Raw genomic sequence first — 13722 nt, 5'->3', positions numbered from 1 at the left:
AGCTGCCGTCGAGCGCCACGTCCAGCTTCCGTTTGCCGGTATCGATCCCGGCGCAGATTGTGATAGGCTTGGCCATCTTCGTCGACCCTCCCTTGTGATGCGAACCTGAAGTTCGTTCAACCATTCGGGTCCCGATGAAGCGCCGACCGCGATCTTGCTACAAGGCAGCCTCAAGGCTTCGGTGGGCAGCGATCCGATCGATCGGCAGCCCAGCTCGGGCGGCCACCCGGGCTGGGCCATTCCTCACGGAACGATCTCACTCTACTCCAACGCGCTAATACAAGGGTGGGCAAAGCGCGCAGCGTGCCCACGATTCTTGTGCGCCCGTGAAGGTGGGCACGCTGCGCTTTGCCCACCTACAGATTGCAGACCGACGCAAGCCTACTCGGCCAGGTCCTCTTCGAGGATCGCCATCTGGAATTGGAACGAGCGATCGTCGTCTTCATCGTCGACGAAGAGGACGCCGACGAACTCCTCGCCGATATAGACTTCGGCCGAGTCGTCTTTCTTGGGCCGCGGCACGACGCGGATCTTCGGATTACCGAAGACGCGTTTGAGATATGCGTCAAGCTTCCTGACTTCCTGAACGTCCACGGGCGATCTCCAATCGATGATTTTCGGACGGAGTTTTAGGACGGGGCGCCGGCAATCGCCAGAGCCTTTTCGGCTCTGGCGCAATCTAATATTTGCAGTCGAAACGATTGCGAAACACCAGTGAAATCAAAGCCCGATGGCGTTGAGCATCTGGTCCATGGTGCGCGACGGCTCGGCGCAGCCGGCTTCGCCCACGATCTTCGCCGGCACGCCGGCAACGGTGACGTTATGCGGCACCGGCTTGACCACAACCGAGCCCGCTGCGATTCGCGCGCAATGACCGACCTCGATATTGCCGAGAATCTTGGCGCCGGCGCCAATCATCACGCCATGGCGAATCTTCGGATGGCGATCCTCGTTCTCCTTGCCGGTGCCGCCGAGGGTAACGCCATGCAGGATCGAAACGTCGTCATCGATGACGGCAGTCTCACCGCAGACAAAACCGGTGGCATGATCGAGGAAGACGCCACGGCCGATCTTGGCGGCCGGATTGATGTCGGTCTGGAACACTTCCGAGGAGCGGCTCTGCAGGTAGAAGGCGAAATCCTTGCGGCCTCTCAGATGAAGCCAGTGTGCGAGCCGATGCGTCTGCAGCGCATGGAAACCCTTGAAGTAGAGCAAGGGATCGATGAAGCGCGAGGTCGCGGGATCTCGGTCGTAGACGGCGACGAGATCGGCGCGGAAGGCATTACCGATGTCGGGCTGATCGCGCAGCGCCTCGTCATAGGTCTGGCGGATCAGATCGCCCGACAGCGCCGAGTGGTCGAGCCGTTCGGCCAGCCGATGCACGATTGAATCTTCCAAGCGCTCGTGATGCAGCACCGCGGAATAGATGAAGATGGCAAACTCCGGCTCGCGGCGAACGATTTCCTCGGCTTCGCTCCTGATCCGGTCCCAGATCGGATCGAGCGCCGCGACCTTGCCGCCTTGCGGATTGACCTGATGCACTGCCATGGCCGGCCTCGCAAATCCTGATCTTTGTTGAGCATGATGGTTTCGAAAACCCGATCATGCTCCAGTTTCGGTGTGCGCTATAGCACGGTTGAGCGACGCTTGTCCCTGATAGCTTCGGCGAAGGACAAGCTTCGCTTAACCGCTATGCGGAGACGTCACATCCAATTGGTCGGGATTTGCCGGAAATCAAGCGGGCTTAAGTTCGATTTCCGTAGAAGAACATTCTCCTGGCGTAGAAGATCATTCTCTTTGCGCGAGGAAGTCGATCACGCCGGTCTTGTAGACCTTATCGCCTACCGCCCGCATGTGATCGCGGTTCGGGATGGCAAGCACTTGCGACTGCGGAATGATGCGCCCGAGCGCTTCGGCCGAACCCGCGATCTCATCATTGCTGCCAACCGCGATCAGAACGGGCACATCGATGTCGGCGGCCTCCTGCCGTGTCATCAGGCGCCTGGAGCCGCGCAGGCAGGCGGTGAGCGCGCGACGGTCGGAGCGGGTCTGATCGGCAAAGGCACGGAAGGTGCGGCCGACCGGATCGGTGACATCCTCCAGCGCCGGCGCCTCCAGCGCAACCGCGACATTCTCCCCAGGGCCGCCGCCTTCAATCAGGCCGATGCCGATACCGCCGAAGATCGCCGCGCGCAGACGCTGCGGCTCGCTGTGCGCCAGCACCGCGGCCATCCGCGAGCCCAACGAATAACCCATGATATCCGCGCGCGGGATACCCAGATGATCCATCAGCGCGATCACGTCGCTCGCCATGGTGGCGATATCGTATTGCGCGGGATCGTAGAGCTTGGCGGACTCGCCGTGGCCGCGATTGTCGAGCGCGATCACGCGGCGGCCATCCTTGCGCAGTTCCGAGACCCATCCGGGATAGACCCAATTCACGTTCTTGCTGGAGGCAAAGCCGTGCACGAGGAGGATCGGATCGCCCTCGCCTTCGTCGAGATAGGCAATTTCGACAGCGCCGTGGTGAAAGCTCGGCATCGCGTCTTCCGTTGTTCGGGGTATTTCTTGGGATGACGATCAGATGATCAGAAGTTTAGCTGCAGCCAGTAGCGCCTGCCACGGCAAGTTCGGATGGCGCCTGTGCCTTCGCAAGTTGTCTTTGCAGGCGCCGCGCCTTGTTCCGCCGCAGCCATGCATGCGTCAGGCGTTCAGTGGTCGCCTTGATCGAGGACAGGAACCCGAACACCGTCAGCAGCGCGCCGAACAGCCACATCGTGAGGTTGAACGTGCCGGCAGCAAGCAGCAGCGCGCCGCGGCCGAACAATTTCAGGATCGCGCGGGTCTGGCTGCCCTTCGCTTCCGCGAGCCGCGCGGCGCGCGCGACATCCTTCGGGCCCTCAGCGATCTTGAGCGTCTCCAGCGCGCCGCGGCTGCCGGCCTTCTCGCCGATGCGCCCGACATCCTTGACAAGGCGGACCAGCGCCCCGGCCTTCTCCGCGCGGAACGCCGCCTTGATCGCGCTCATCGTCTGGCCCGGACGGAGCACGGAAGCGGAGGCAACCGCCTCCTGCAACATCGGCGCATCCACGGCCTCCCGCGCGGAACGGCCGACCCAGGCCGAAAGGCCTTCACTGATCCGGCCGACCTTGCGCGCATCCTTCACCAGCGACAGCCCGGCGCGCACCGGCGCGACACCGCCAACGGAGACATAGGTCGCAGCGGTCACCGCAAGGCCCGCGGCGGCAAGGCCAAGCACGAGCCGGTCGGTCTCTTCGCCCATCGCCAGATGCTTGCCTTCGCGAACGACGTCCCTGACATCGCCGAACACGAAGAGATCACCGGTGACCGTGCCGGACAGGCTGGCAAGATCGTCCGCGGTGCCGGTGACGAGACCGGCGGCAAAGCGCTTGGCGACATGCGAGGTCGAGCTCGCTTCCGCAACCGCATCGTTCACGCGCGTGGCGAGGCCATCGCTGATCGCGACATTCTTCTCGCGCGCGAGTTCAAGAAAGCTGCCCGCGAGATCGGCGTCATCAGCGGCAAGCGCCTGTTCGATGTTCTGCTCGATCAAGAGCTGGTTATTCCGTAATGCAGAACCGATCTGGAGGTCGGCCAATTGCGCGGGCTCGTCCTGCGCGGCCAGCATGGCATACGCGTCGCTGGCATGCCGCCACAGCGCCGCGCCGACGGCAAGGCTCAGCAGCATCCCCGCCACGCCTATGCTGACCCGCGCTCGCGTCATTCGGTAAAACCCAGGGTTTTGCTCAAGTTGGAGATAGTGTGCCGTTTTTAAGACACAACAGCCCCGACGAAAGAAGGGCTTCTCTGGGACGACAAGATTGTGTCGAATTTGCATGAGCAAATGGATGGTCGGGGCTCTAGGAATCAACTCCACCCGCCAGTATGGTGCCGGGCATTTCGCAATGCCGCATCGCGTTGATTGCGTCCGTCCGTCATTGCCATCCAAGGTGAAGATATGTCCGACCACGTCGTCCCGCACTTCCACAACGATGCCGGGGTCTCGGTGATCGAGATCGGCTCGCAGGAATTCATGTGCGTGGGCGCGAACCCGCCGTTCGACCATCCGCATGTGTTCCTCGATCTCGGCAATGACAACGAGATCATCTGCCCCTACTGCTCGACGCTTTATCGCTTCGCGCCTGATCTCGCCGCCGGCGAAGCGCGCCCGCCCGAATGCGTGCTGAAGGATAAAGTCGCCTAAGCCATCCGTGGTCACCACGCGCACCGTCGTCGTTGCGGGCGCCGGGATCGGAGGACTGACAGCTTCGCTGGCGCTCGCGGCGAAAGGCTTTCGTGTCGTCGTCCTGGAAAAGGCACCGCGGCTGGAGGAAGTCGGCGCGGGGCTGCAGCTCTCGCCCAACGCCAGCAGCATCCTGGTCGGTCTTGGCCTCGAACCGCGGCTTGCTCCGCACGCGGTGACACCCGAAGCGATCAGCATCATCAGCACGCGCGCTGGTGGCGAGATCGCCCGCCTGCCACTCGGCGAGGCCGCGAGCACGCGCGCCGGCTCACCCTATTGGGTGATGCATCGCGCCGATCTGCAAGGCGCGCTGCAGGCTGAAGTTGAGGACCATCCCGGCATCGAACTCAGGTTGGGCTGGCAGTTCGAAGATGTCGCGGACGAGGCCGGGGGACTGACGGTGGTGGCGCGCTGTGGCGACGCGCGGCAGCACGAAGCGGCGGCGGCGCTGATCGGCGCCGATGGCATCTGGTCGTCCGTGCGTGGCCGCCTGTTCCCGGAACTGCAGCCGCGGTTTTCCGGCCTGATCGCCTGGCGCGGCACGCTCGATGCGAACGCGCTGCCGCGCGAACACGCTTCGCCGCGGGTGCAACTCTGGATGGGGCCCAACGCGCATCTGGTCGCCTATCCGATCGCAGCGGCGCGCCGGATCAACGTGGTCGCGATCGTGCCGGGAACCTGGAACCGGCAGGGCTGGAGCGAGGCCGGCAATGCCGACGAGATCAAGAACGCATTCTCCGCCAATTGGCCCGGCACCGCGCGGATGCTGATCGGCGCGGTCGAGGAGTGGCGGCGCTGGGCGCTGTTCACGATGCCCGGAGTCAGCGAATGGAGCACAGGCGCGGTCGCCCTGCTCGGCGACGCCGTGCATGGGATGCTGCCCTTCGCTGCGCAGGGCGCAGGCATGGCGATCGAGGATGCCGCCGTGCTCGCCAATTGCCTCAGCGGTTGCACCGGCGAGGACATCTCCGGCATTCCCGCTGCGCTGAAGCGCTATACGAGGCTGCGCCGCGGGCGCGTCGATCGGGTGCGCCGGGCCGCGCAGCGGCAGGGGCGCATCTATCACCTCACCGGACCGATGGCGCTTGCGCGCGATCTCGTCATCCGGACGATCGGCCCCCAGCGAATGCTGGCGCAGCAGGACTGGATCTATGATTGGCGGGCGTGAAGCAGAGCGTTTTCGAGCGAAGTGGATACCGGTTCGCGTGAAGAAAACGCGTCAAAACAAGAATCTAGAGCTTCGGTTCTGATTCAATCAGAACCGAAACTCTAGCGCGCTGACGGACGTGCGCCTCTGGCCGGCGCAGGCGGCGCCGGTGGCACGATGGGCGCCGGCGCGGCTACGATCGTCTCATGGCATTTGTTGCGACGCCAGTTTTCGTCGGCGAGCTTCTGCTGGGCGCGCACCGCGACGTAGTCGTTGCGGTAGGCCACCTCCGCCACCACGGCACCGCCGACGCCGGTCTCCGCCTTCGACATCAGCCCCTGCAATTCCGCTGCGCGCGCCGTCAGCATTGCGCGCTCCGTCTCGAGCTGCTTGCAGTCGTAAAGATCGAACCTGGCGGGATCGACAAAGGCCGGACTGAGCGTCTCGCCCATCTGGGCGCAGCCGCAAAGCAGGCCGCCAAGCGCAAACAGCGCGGCAGTCACGACCGCGCGCGGCGGCAGGTGGCGGAAGGTGCTGATGGACATGGCGCCTTGGTAAAGGGTTAAGTGTTGAGATTGGCTAAAGCAGCGGGACATGTCGGGATTGAGGCTGCCGCGGGGGCATACCACTAAATATCTGATTTATCTGCAGAAGGCTCAACGGCTGGCGGAACCGTCTTGGATGTTGCGGCGGCCCGGGTTAAGAGAGCCTTGCCAAGAGAGCCTTGGCATGCGGGCGTGGCGAAATTGGTAGACGCAACGGACTTAAGCCAACTTGAGTGCGCCCGGGGAAACCCGGGATGCAGAACTGCTCAAATTCGGGGAAGCCTTCGCTGGTAATCCCGAGCCAAGCCCGGCGACGGGAAGGTGTAGAGACTAGACGGGCAGCACCTAAAGCGGCAACGCCAGGGTGAAGGGATAGTCCAGACCACAAACGCTACAAACGTAGCGGCGGCGAAAGCCGTAGCTGGTACGAAAATCCGTAGGGCCGCAAGGCCTGTACCGGTTCGATTCCGGTCGCCCGCACCAGCCTTCGCTCGCGAAGCGAGTGAAGGATGCCGCGCCGAAGCCCAAGGGCGAAGGCGGGCTGTCTTCGCGAGCTATGGCTCGGCAAGCCCTAATCCCCCATGCCCGGCTATCGTTTTTCACCACAAGCCGCGCTCGCCGGGCGAGGCACGTCTGTACCAGGTGCGAGTCAACCGGATCTGTGCTATTGTTCGGACATGGCTCCCAAGAAATCATCTTCGAAGAAGACCAAGGCATCCGGCTTCGTCATAGGCAGCGGGCGCTTCAGGAAGATAAGCGCCGTGGAGGGAATCCACTATTCTCCCAAGATGAAAGGCAACATTGCTATTTCGAAAAACAAAGCCCTTACCCCTGAGGAGCGCCGGGAGACAATTATAAAGGCCTATCGCAAAGCGTAGCCTCGGATGTATGACGCTGTTGCCGATGAATACTGCTATCCCGGTACAACCGTTCTAAAGAACAAGCTCGACCTTCGCGATGCCGAAGAGCTCGCCGCCTTCGAAGCGGAAGTCAGCGACGCGAGAGCCGATGAAGAGCTCCCCGCCGGCGATTTGGATTTCAATCACTTCAGGGCGATACACCGACACCTGTTCCAGGATGTCTACGACTGGGCAGGAGAAGTACGCACGGTCCGCATTTCGAAGGACAGCAGCATGTTCTGCTATCCGGAGAACATCGAAAGCGAGGCGAAGAAGCTCTTCGCACGGCTGGCACAGCACAATTTCCTGAAGAACTTATCCGCTGAGGAATTCGCAAAGGAATCGGCGTACTTTCTGGCCGATATCAACGCGATCCATGCCTTCCGAGAAGGCAACGGTCGCACACAGTTCTCCTTCTTCCTGCTGTTGGCACATCAGGCCGAACATTCCGTCGACCTTGAAAGGCTTGATCCGGAGATGTTCCTGGATGCGATGATCGCGAGCTTCAAGGGCGATGAAGGACCGCTGGCTAAAGTTGTTGAAGAGCTCGTCAACGACCAGTGGGACTGCATCTAAGCGACGAGACCATGGTGAGGTGAGGATATGATGATCCGCATTCTGGCTTTGATGATTCTGACGCTCGTAGCGGTCCTGAAAACGGCGCCTGCGCTAGCGCAAACCTACGATCCGAACTATCCGGTTTGCCTCCAGGTCTACCAGGGCATGGTGGATTACTATTTCGAATGTCGCTACACCTCGATACCCCAGTGTCAGGCGTCGGCCTCGGGTCGGGCGGCGCAGTGTGTGGTCAATCCTTACTATGCCAAGCCCGTACCCCGCAAAAAGCGTCGCGCACGCAGGTCGCACAGATGAACGTGCGCAGTCGCCTGAGCTAGATTTTGCAAGCGGGCCTTGAGACCATGATGCATTGGAGCGCATCACTGCGCGTCATTCTCACGAGAGTCCGAAACGTGACGCGCAAGCTCGGCACGCTTTGATTGCTTGTGCGAACACGAGATCGTTCGAGTTGCTAAATGGCGGCGGCACGCTCACGCGCGCTCACTCTTCACGTTCGCGTCAGGTGTGGCTGGGTTCACATCGACGCTCGCCATCCAAACCTAGTCTCCGCGCGCCGACCGCAATTTTGCGGCTGTCAAGTCTCAACGCGTATTGATTGGAGATGTGACGATGGCAAATTCGGAGCAAGATCGGCTTGCGGACAAGAGAGACTGGATCGGCCGCGTAGCAATGATCATTGGAGCTCTGGTCTTATCGAGGCTCTTCCTCATTGCGTTATACGCCGCATCGATGTCGCCAGGCACGGCACTCGGCGATTTCGCGACGATGACTGCATTTCCGTAGGCTTCGGGATCAGGAACATCATCGCATGCGTAGCGCGCCGGAACATTCCCTCGCCGAGAATGTTGTCGTGCAGCATTGGAGTGCGATGACATGGCGAAAGATGATCCTCGGGAACACCAGGCGGCGGAACAGCAGCCGGAACCACTCGAACAAAATCGGGAGGCGCGCATCCCGGCCCCGCTGCCGCGGCCTGCTCCACCGCTCCTGAATGAAGGGCTGGAGCGCGTGCGCGAGAGTCACTGCTGAGCGGCCGCAAGGCGTGCTCACCAAATGAAAATGGCCGGGGCTGAGCCCGGCCATTTGCTTTCCGTTCGATGAAGCGCGCTATTCGCTCTTGTCGATGTTCCAGAAGATCGGAGTCGCCGGACCGTCGAGCACGCCCGTGAGCGATTTGCGCCAGCCGCTCGGGATCAGATACTGGCCGAGCGGGATGTACATCACCTGGTCATAGGCCTGCTTCTGGATCTCGGCGGCGATCTTCTTCTGCTCGTCCGGCGAGGAGGAACGGGCGAACTTGTCGCGGAGGTCCTCGATCTTCGCATCCTCGGCCCAGCCGAACCAACCGCCGTTCTTGCCGCGGCCCGTGATGGAGGCGTTGGCGATGGGATTGGCGACGTCGGCCGCGACCCAGTTGGTGAAGAACATGTTCCAGCCGCCCTCCTTCGGCGGCTTCTGGCTGGCGCGGCGGGTCACCACCGTCTGCCAGTCGGTAGCCTGCAGGTCGACCTTGAAGCCGGCTTCGCGCAGCAACTGCGCGGCGACGATCGGTTGCGCCTTCAGCGTCGTCACGTCGCCGGGCGCCATGATCACGACGGGCGTGCCGTCATAGCCGGACGCGGCGAGCGCCTTCTTGGCTTCGGCCATGCCGTTGCCCTTCACCAGGGTCTCGGCACCGACTTCGGTCTCGAGCGGCGTTCCGCAAACGAAGAAGGCGCCGCAGATCTTCTGATACTTTGCATTGCCGACCAGCGCATCGAGCACGTCCTTCTGATTCAGCGCCAGGAAAGCGGCGCGACGCACCTTCACGTTATCGAACGGTGGATAGAGGAAGTTCATGCGTCCCAGCGTCTGAAAGCCGAACTTGTTCAAGACCTGGATGTTGAGATCCTTGTCGGGCTCCAGCACGGGCAGCATGTCGAACGGCAGGTTCTCCATGAAATCGATGTCGCCGGACTGCAGCGCATTCACCGCGGTCTGCGCATCCGGCATGGTGATCCATTCGACGCGATCGACCTTCACGACCTTGCCGCCGGAAGTCCAGCTTGCCGCCTCCTTGCGCGGCACATAGTCCTTGAACTTCTCATAGACCGCCTTCACGCCGGGCTGGAATTCGGCCTGCACGAATTTGAACGGACCGGAGCCGATCTGCTCGGGGATCGCCTTGTCCGGCGGGGTCTCGGCGAGACGCTTCGGCATCATGAACGGCACGCGCGAGGATGGCTTGCCGATCGCATCCAGCACCAGGCCGTAAGGCTCCTTCAGCTTCAGCGTGATGGTCTTGGCGTCGGTCGCGGTGAGGCTCGCGGTGAAGTCCATGAGCTTCTGGCCCATGCCGTCGACCTTGCCCCAGCGCTGCAGCGAGGCGACGCAATCTTCCGCCGTCACCGGCGTGCCGTCATGCCATTTCAATCCGTCGCGCAGCGTGAAGGTATAGGTGAGCTTGTCGTCGGAGACCTTCCAATCCGCCATCTGCGGCTGGATCTTGAAATTGGAGTCGGTCGCGAGCAGCGTGTCATAGACCATGTAGCCGTGATCGCGGGTGATGTAGGCCGTGGTCATGATCGGGTCGATCACGCGCAAGTCCGAATGCATCACCGCCATGATGGTCTTGCCGGCCGCGAGCGCCTGTGCGCTCAGCGCCACCGAGAGCGCAACGATCGATAACGCTGACGCCAGCGCTCTGCGCTTCCAACTGGATGTTTGGAACATTCGTGTCTCTCCTGACGTGAAACTGGTCAAAGCCGGCTTATTCGTTATGCATTCGGTCCGTTATTTAGGCGGACTAACATGCTGCAAGACCTGCATATTTGAGAGTTGCACCAAGCGTGTGTGGCGTCAATCCGGATTTAGTCGAGATCGGATGTACACAAACGAATGGTGCGGCTCCCCGCATTTGACGCTACAACTTCGCAGGGCCGATTTCGGTCATCGCGATCTGACGGCATTACGCGCCTGCAGCAACGAAGAGAGAGACCTCATGAATCCAGCCAATCTTCCCTTTGATTCCGAAGCGATGCTGCGGGGCCTGCGTAGCTGGGTGGAGTGCGAGAGTCCGACATGGGATGCGGCTGCCGTCGAGCGCATGCTCGACCTTGCGGCGCGCGAGATGGCGATCATGGGTGCGACGATCGAGCGCATCGCCGGCCGCCAGGGCTTTGCCGGCTGCGTCCGCGCCCGCTTCCCCCATCCGAAGTTCGGCGAGCCCGGCATCCTGATCGCGGGCCATCTCGACACCGTGCACCCGGTCGGCACCATCGAGAAGCTGAAGTGGCGGCGAGAAGGCAACAAATGCTTCGGCCCCGGCATCTTCGACATGAAGGGCGGCAACTACCTGACGCTGGAAGCGATCCGGCAGTTGATCCGCGCTTCCTTCACGACACCATTGCCAATCACCGTGCTGTTCACGCCCGACGAGGAAGTCGGCACGCCCTCGACGCGAGACATCATCGAGGCGGAAGCCGCACGCAATAAATATGTGTTGGTGCCGGAGCCCGGCCGCGCCGACAATGGCGTCGTCACGGGCCGCTACGCAATCGCGCGCTTCAATCTCGAAGCGATCGGGCGGCCGAGCCATGCCGGCGCCACGCTCTCCTCCGGCCGCTCTGCGATCCGCGAGTTCGCGCGGCAGATCCTTGCGATCGACGGCATGACCACGGACGATTGTACCTTCTCGGTCGGCATCGTGCATGGCGGCCAATGGGTCAATTGCGTTGCCACCACCTGCACCGGCGAAGCACTCAGCATGGCCAAGCGCCAGGCCGATCTCGACCGTGGCGTCGAGCGCATCCTGGCGCTGTCGGGCACGTCGAACGATGTCACCTTCAAGGTGACGCGCGGCGTCACCCGCCCGGTATGGGAGCCGGATGCGGGCACCATGGCGCTCTATGAAAAGGCACGCGCGGTCGCGGAAGGCATGGGATTGAAGCTGCCGCATTGCAGCGCCGGCGGCGGCTCCGACGGCAATTTCACCGGCGCGATGGGAATACCAACGCTCGACGGCCTTGGCGTGCGCGGCGCCGATGCCCACACGCTCAACGAACATATCGAGGTGGACAGCCTCGCCGAGCGCGGCCGGCTGATGGCGGGGCTATTGGCGACACTGCAGTAGCGACCGTCATTCCGAGGCGCGCGTCAGCGCGAACCCGGAATCTCGAGATTCCGGGACTGGTCCTTCGGACCATCCCGGAATGACGGCCTAGTGATGAGCATTGCAGCCCCGATGGCACGGGAATTGCTGAAATGCTACGCTGGTGACGGAACTCAGGTTAACCGCGGACGTCACTCCTACTGACCCTAATCTGACGGATCGACATTGCTCGGATATCTGCTTCGCCGAATCCTTGCCGCTATTCCCGTGATGGGCGTGGTGGCGCTGTTCGTATTCCTCTTGCTGCGGCTGACGCCGGGCGATCCCGCGGCGATCCTCGCCGGCGACAATGCGACGCCGGAGCAGCTCGAACGGATCAGAACCTCGCTCGGGCTCAACGAGCCGCTCCACATCCAGTTCTTCACCTGGATCGGAAAACTCCTGCACGGCGATCTCGGCGTGTCCCTGATCTCGAACGTGCCGGTCTTGAAGATGATCAGCCAGCGCATCGAGCCGTCGATCTCGATCGCGCTCTCCACCATCGTGCTTTCGATCGTGGTGGCGATGCCGCTCGGCGTGATCGCGGCCTGGAGACACGGCACCTGGATTGACCGCTTCGTGATGGGATTGTCCGTGCTCGGCTTCTCCGTGCCGGTGTTCGTGATCGGCTATGTGCTGATCCAGATCTTCGCGATCGACCTGCGCTGGGTGCCGGTGCAGGGATTCCGCAGCATCACCGCAGGTTTCGGCCCCTTCTTCGAGCGCATCATCCTGCCGACCTGCGCCTTGTCCTTCATCTATGTCGCGCTCATCGCGCGCATGACGCGCGCCTCGATGCTCGATGTGATGGGTGAGGATTACATCCGCACTGCGCGCGCAAAGGGCATCGGCGAGATGGGCGTGCTGCTGCGGCATGGGCTGCGCAATGCCGCAGTACCCGTCATCACCGTGATCGGCAGCGGCTTTGCGCTTCTGATCTCCGGCGTCGTCGTCACCGAGAGCGTATTCAATTTGCCCGGCATCGGCCGTCTCACCGTCGATGCGGTGCTGGCGCGCGACTATCCGGTGATCCAGGCCATGATCCTGCTGACGTCAGGCATCTATGTCGCCGTCAACCTCTTGATCGACCTCGCGTATACCCTGCTTGATCCAAGGATCCGCTACTGATGGCGATCGAAACCCTCCCCGAGTCGTCGCTCCCGATCACGACGCCGCTGCGGCCACGATTTGGATTCCTGGCCTCGACGCCGATCATGACGGCCGCGACGATCTGCCTGTCGCTGATCATCCTGATGGCGATCTTCGCGCCCCTGCTGGCGCCGCATGACCCGGTGCAGCTCGCGCCGTCGCTGCGGCTGAAGCCGGCCAGCGCAGAATTCCCGCTCGGCACCGACGCCTATGGCCGCGACCTGTTGTCACGGATCATCTATGGCGGGCGGATCTCGCTGCTGATCGGCCTCGGCGCCGCCGTGTTCTCGATCAGCGTCGGACTCCTGATCGGTCTCGTCTCCGGCTTCTTCAAATGGGTCGATGCGGTGATGATGCGGATCATGGACGGCTTGATGGCGATCCCGAGCATCCTGCTCGCGATCGCCGTGGTTTCGCTGTCGGGTGCGAGCATCTGGACCGTGCTGGTGGCGATCACCATTCCCGAGGTGCCGCGGGTGGCGCGACTGGTGCGCTCCGTGGTGCTCACCGCGCGCGAGGAGCCTTATGTGGAAGCCGCGATCTCGCTCGGCTCCAGCCTGCCGAAGATCATGTGGCGGCACCTGATGCCGAACACGATCGCGCCGCTGATCGTGCAGGGCACCTATGTCTGCGCTTCCGCCGTCCTCACCGAAGCGATCCTGTCGTTCCTCGGCGCCGGCATCTCACCGGAGACGCCGACCTGGGGCAACATCATGGCCGAGGGCCGCGCCTATTTTCAGATCAAGCCGTCCCTGATCTTCTGGCCGGGCCTGTTGCTGTCGATCGCGATCCTCTCCGTGAACCTGATCGGCGACGCCGCGCGCGATGCGCTCGATCCGCGCATGAAGCAGCGGGGAGCCGGCAAATGAAGCCATGTACTCCGTCAGTCCGGGGCGATGCGAAGCATCGAGCTATGATGTGCAATTGCACATCAGAGAATCCATCAGGCCACGAGTGCAAGCGGAGAAATGGATTCCGGGCTCGCCCGCTTCGCGGCCGCCCCGGAGTGA

The 13722-nt window shown here is 62.4% G+C and carries 14 protein-coding genes; 8 read left to right on the top strand and 6 right to left on the bottom strand.

The genetic code is table 11. The annotated features are described in order from the left end of the window. Nucleotides 1–381: 381 nt before the first annotated feature. The 4 genes from J6497_RS35945 to J6497_RS35930 form a co-directional block, all read right to left on the bottom strand. Nucleotides 382–594 (bottom strand): DUF3126 family protein, encoded by a 213-nt coding sequence (locus tag J6497_RS35945; protein ID WP_027583509.1) that lies wholly within the window; start codon nucleotides 592–594, stop codon nucleotides 382–384. A 126-nt stretch (nucleotides 595–720) separates the two neighbouring features. Further along, a complete protein-coding gene (cysE, locus tag J6497_RS35940) occupies nucleotides 721–1548 on the bottom strand; it encodes a serine O-acetyltransferase (protein WP_225708936.1) in 828 nt (275 codons plus the stop codon). Between the two features lie 240 nt (nucleotides 1549–1788). Continuing rightward, on the bottom strand, nucleotides 1789–2541 hold the full coding sequence (locus J6497_RS35935) for an alpha/beta fold hydrolase (RefSeq protein WP_225708935.1): 753 nt from the start codon (nucleotides 2539–2541) through the stop codon (nucleotides 1789–1791). A gap of 55 nt (nucleotides 2542–2596) precedes the next feature. Next, a complete protein-coding gene (locus tag J6497_RS35930; protein ID WP_376708326.1) occupies nucleotides 2597–3745 on the bottom strand; it encodes a hypothetical protein in 1149 nt (382 codons plus the stop codon). 234 nt (nucleotides 3746–3979) lie between these two features. On the opposite strand from J6497_RS35930, the gene J6497_RS35925 reads away from it, so the two are divergent. Then, nucleotides 3980–4225 carry a zinc-finger domain-containing protein gene (locus J6497_RS35925; RefSeq protein WP_021077734.1) on the top strand — a complete coding sequence of 82 codons (246 nt, stop codon included), beginning with the start codon at nucleotides 3980–3982 and terminating at the stop codon, nucleotides 4223–4225. Between the two features lie 7 nt (nucleotides 4226–4232). After that, entirely contained in the window at nucleotides 4233–5432 is a 1200-nt protein-coding gene (locus J6497_RS35920; protein ID WP_225708933.1) for an FAD-dependent monooxygenase, read from the top strand. Between the two features lie 101 nt (nucleotides 5433–5533). On the opposite strand, the gene J6497_RS35915 is transcribed toward J6497_RS35920, so the two are convergent. Beyond that, a complete protein-coding gene (locus J6497_RS35915) occupies nucleotides 5534–5956 on the bottom strand; it encodes a hypothetical protein (protein WP_225708932.1) in 423 nt (140 codons plus the stop codon). A gap of 581 nt (nucleotides 5957–6537) precedes the next feature. On the opposite strand from J6497_RS35915, the gene J6497_RS35910 reads away from it, so the two are divergent. The 3 genes from J6497_RS35910 to J6497_RS35900 are packed head-to-tail and all read left to right on the top strand — an operon-like array spanning nucleotide 6538 to nucleotide 7728. Beyond that, nucleotides 6538–6834, top strand: coding sequence for a hypothetical protein (locus tag J6497_RS35910; RefSeq protein WP_225708931.1), 297 nt, complete (start codon nucleotides 6538–6540; stop codon nucleotides 6832–6834). Nucleotides 6835–6840: 6 nt separating this feature from the next. After that, on the top strand, nucleotides 6841–7431 hold the full coding sequence (locus J6497_RS35905) for a Fic/DOC family protein (RefSeq protein WP_225708930.1): 591 nt from the start codon (nucleotides 6841–6843) through the stop codon (nucleotides 7429–7431). Nucleotides 7432–7458: 27 nt separating this feature from the next. Then, nucleotides 7459–7728 (top strand): DUF3551 domain-containing protein, encoded by a 270-nt coding sequence (locus tag J6497_RS35900; protein ID WP_312010427.1) that lies wholly within the window; start codon nucleotides 7459–7461, stop codon nucleotides 7726–7728. A gap of 813 nt (nucleotides 7729–8541) precedes the next feature. Here J6497_RS35900 and J6497_RS35895 read toward each other — a convergent pair. Next, nucleotides 8542–10146: an ABC transporter substrate-binding protein gene (locus J6497_RS35895; RefSeq protein ID WP_225708929.1), complete on the bottom strand. Its 1605-nt coding sequence runs from the start codon at nucleotides 10144–10146 to the stop codon at nucleotides 8542–8544. A 268-nt stretch (nucleotides 10147–10414) separates the two neighbouring features. Here J6497_RS35895 and J6497_RS35890 point away from each other — a divergent pair, with 268 nt between their 5' ends. The 3 genes from J6497_RS35890 (at nucleotide 10415) to J6497_RS35880 (ending at nucleotide 13581) form a co-directional block, all read left to right on the top strand. Further along, on the top strand, nucleotides 10415–11545 hold the full coding sequence (locus J6497_RS35890; RefSeq protein WP_225708928.1) for a M20/M25/M40 family metallo-hydrolase: 1131 nt from the start codon (nucleotides 10415–10417) through the stop codon (nucleotides 11543–11545). A gap of 204 nt (nucleotides 11546–11749) precedes the next feature. Continuing rightward, the gene (locus J6497_RS35885; protein WP_225708927.1) at nucleotides 11750–12691 is read left to right on the top strand and encodes an ABC transporter permease; all 942 of its coding nucleotides are present in this window, start codon (nucleotides 11750–11752) and stop codon (nucleotides 12689–12691) included. After that, on the top strand, nucleotides 12691–13581 hold the full coding sequence (locus J6497_RS35880; protein WP_225708926.1) for an ABC transporter permease: 891 nt from the start codon (nucleotides 12691–12693) through the stop codon (nucleotides 13579–13581). Before J6497_RS35885 ends, J6497_RS35880 begins: the two co-directional genes overlap by 1 nt. Nucleotides 13582–13722 lie beyond the last annotated feature (141 nt).

Origin of the sequence: Bradyrhizobium cenepequi (genome assembly GCF_020329485.1) — a bacterium.
Lineage (GTDB): Bacteria > Pseudomonadota > Alphaproteobacteria > Rhizobiales > Xanthobacteraceae > Bradyrhizobium > Bradyrhizobium cenepequi.
This window is presented reverse-complemented; position numbering and strand designations above follow the sequence as displayed.

Bases quoted from the DNA above. Each gene is read 5' to 3' on its own strand.
- cysE (WP_225708936.1), bottom strand. From the start codon at position 1,548: ATGGCAGTGCATCAGGTCAATCCGCAAGGCGGCAAGGTCGCGGCGCTC.
- J6497_RS35900 (WP_312010427.1), top strand. From the start codon at position 7,459: ATGATGATCCGCATTCTGGCTTTGATGATTCTGACGCTCGTAGCGGTC.
- J6497_RS35915 (WP_225708932.1), bottom strand. From the start codon at position 5,956: ATGTCCATCAGCACCTTCCGCCACCTGCCGCCGCGCGCGGTCGTGACT.
- J6497_RS35880 (WP_225708926.1), top strand. From the start codon at position 12,691: ATGGCGATCGAAACCCTCCCCGAGTCGTCGCTCCCGATCACGACGCCG.
- J6497_RS35930 (WP_376708326.1), bottom strand. From the start codon at position 3,745: ATGACGCGAGCGCGGGTCAGCATAGGCGTGGCGGGGATGCTGCTGAGC.
- J6497_RS35935 (WP_225708935.1), bottom strand. From the start codon at position 2,541: ATGCCGAGCTTTCACCACGGCGCTGTCGAAATTGCCTATCTCGACGAA.
- J6497_RS35910 (WP_225708931.1), top strand. From the start codon at position 6,538: ATGCCCGGCTATCGTTTTTCACCACAAGCCGCGCTCGCCGGGCGAGGC.
- J6497_RS35895 (WP_225708929.1), bottom strand. From the start codon at position 10,146: ATGTTCCAAACATCCAGTTGGAAGCGCAGAGCGCTGGCGTCAGCGTTA.
- J6497_RS35905 (WP_225708930.1), top strand. From the start codon at position 6,841: ATGTATGACGCTGTTGCCGATGAATACTGCTATCCCGGTACAACCGTT.
- J6497_RS35890 (WP_225708928.1), top strand. From the start codon at position 10,415: ATGAATCCAGCCAATCTTCCCTTTGATTCCGAAGCGATGCTGCGGGGC.
- J6497_RS35925 (WP_021077734.1), top strand. From the start codon at position 3,980: ATGTCCGACCACGTCGTCCCGCACTTCCACAACGATGCCGGGGTCTCG.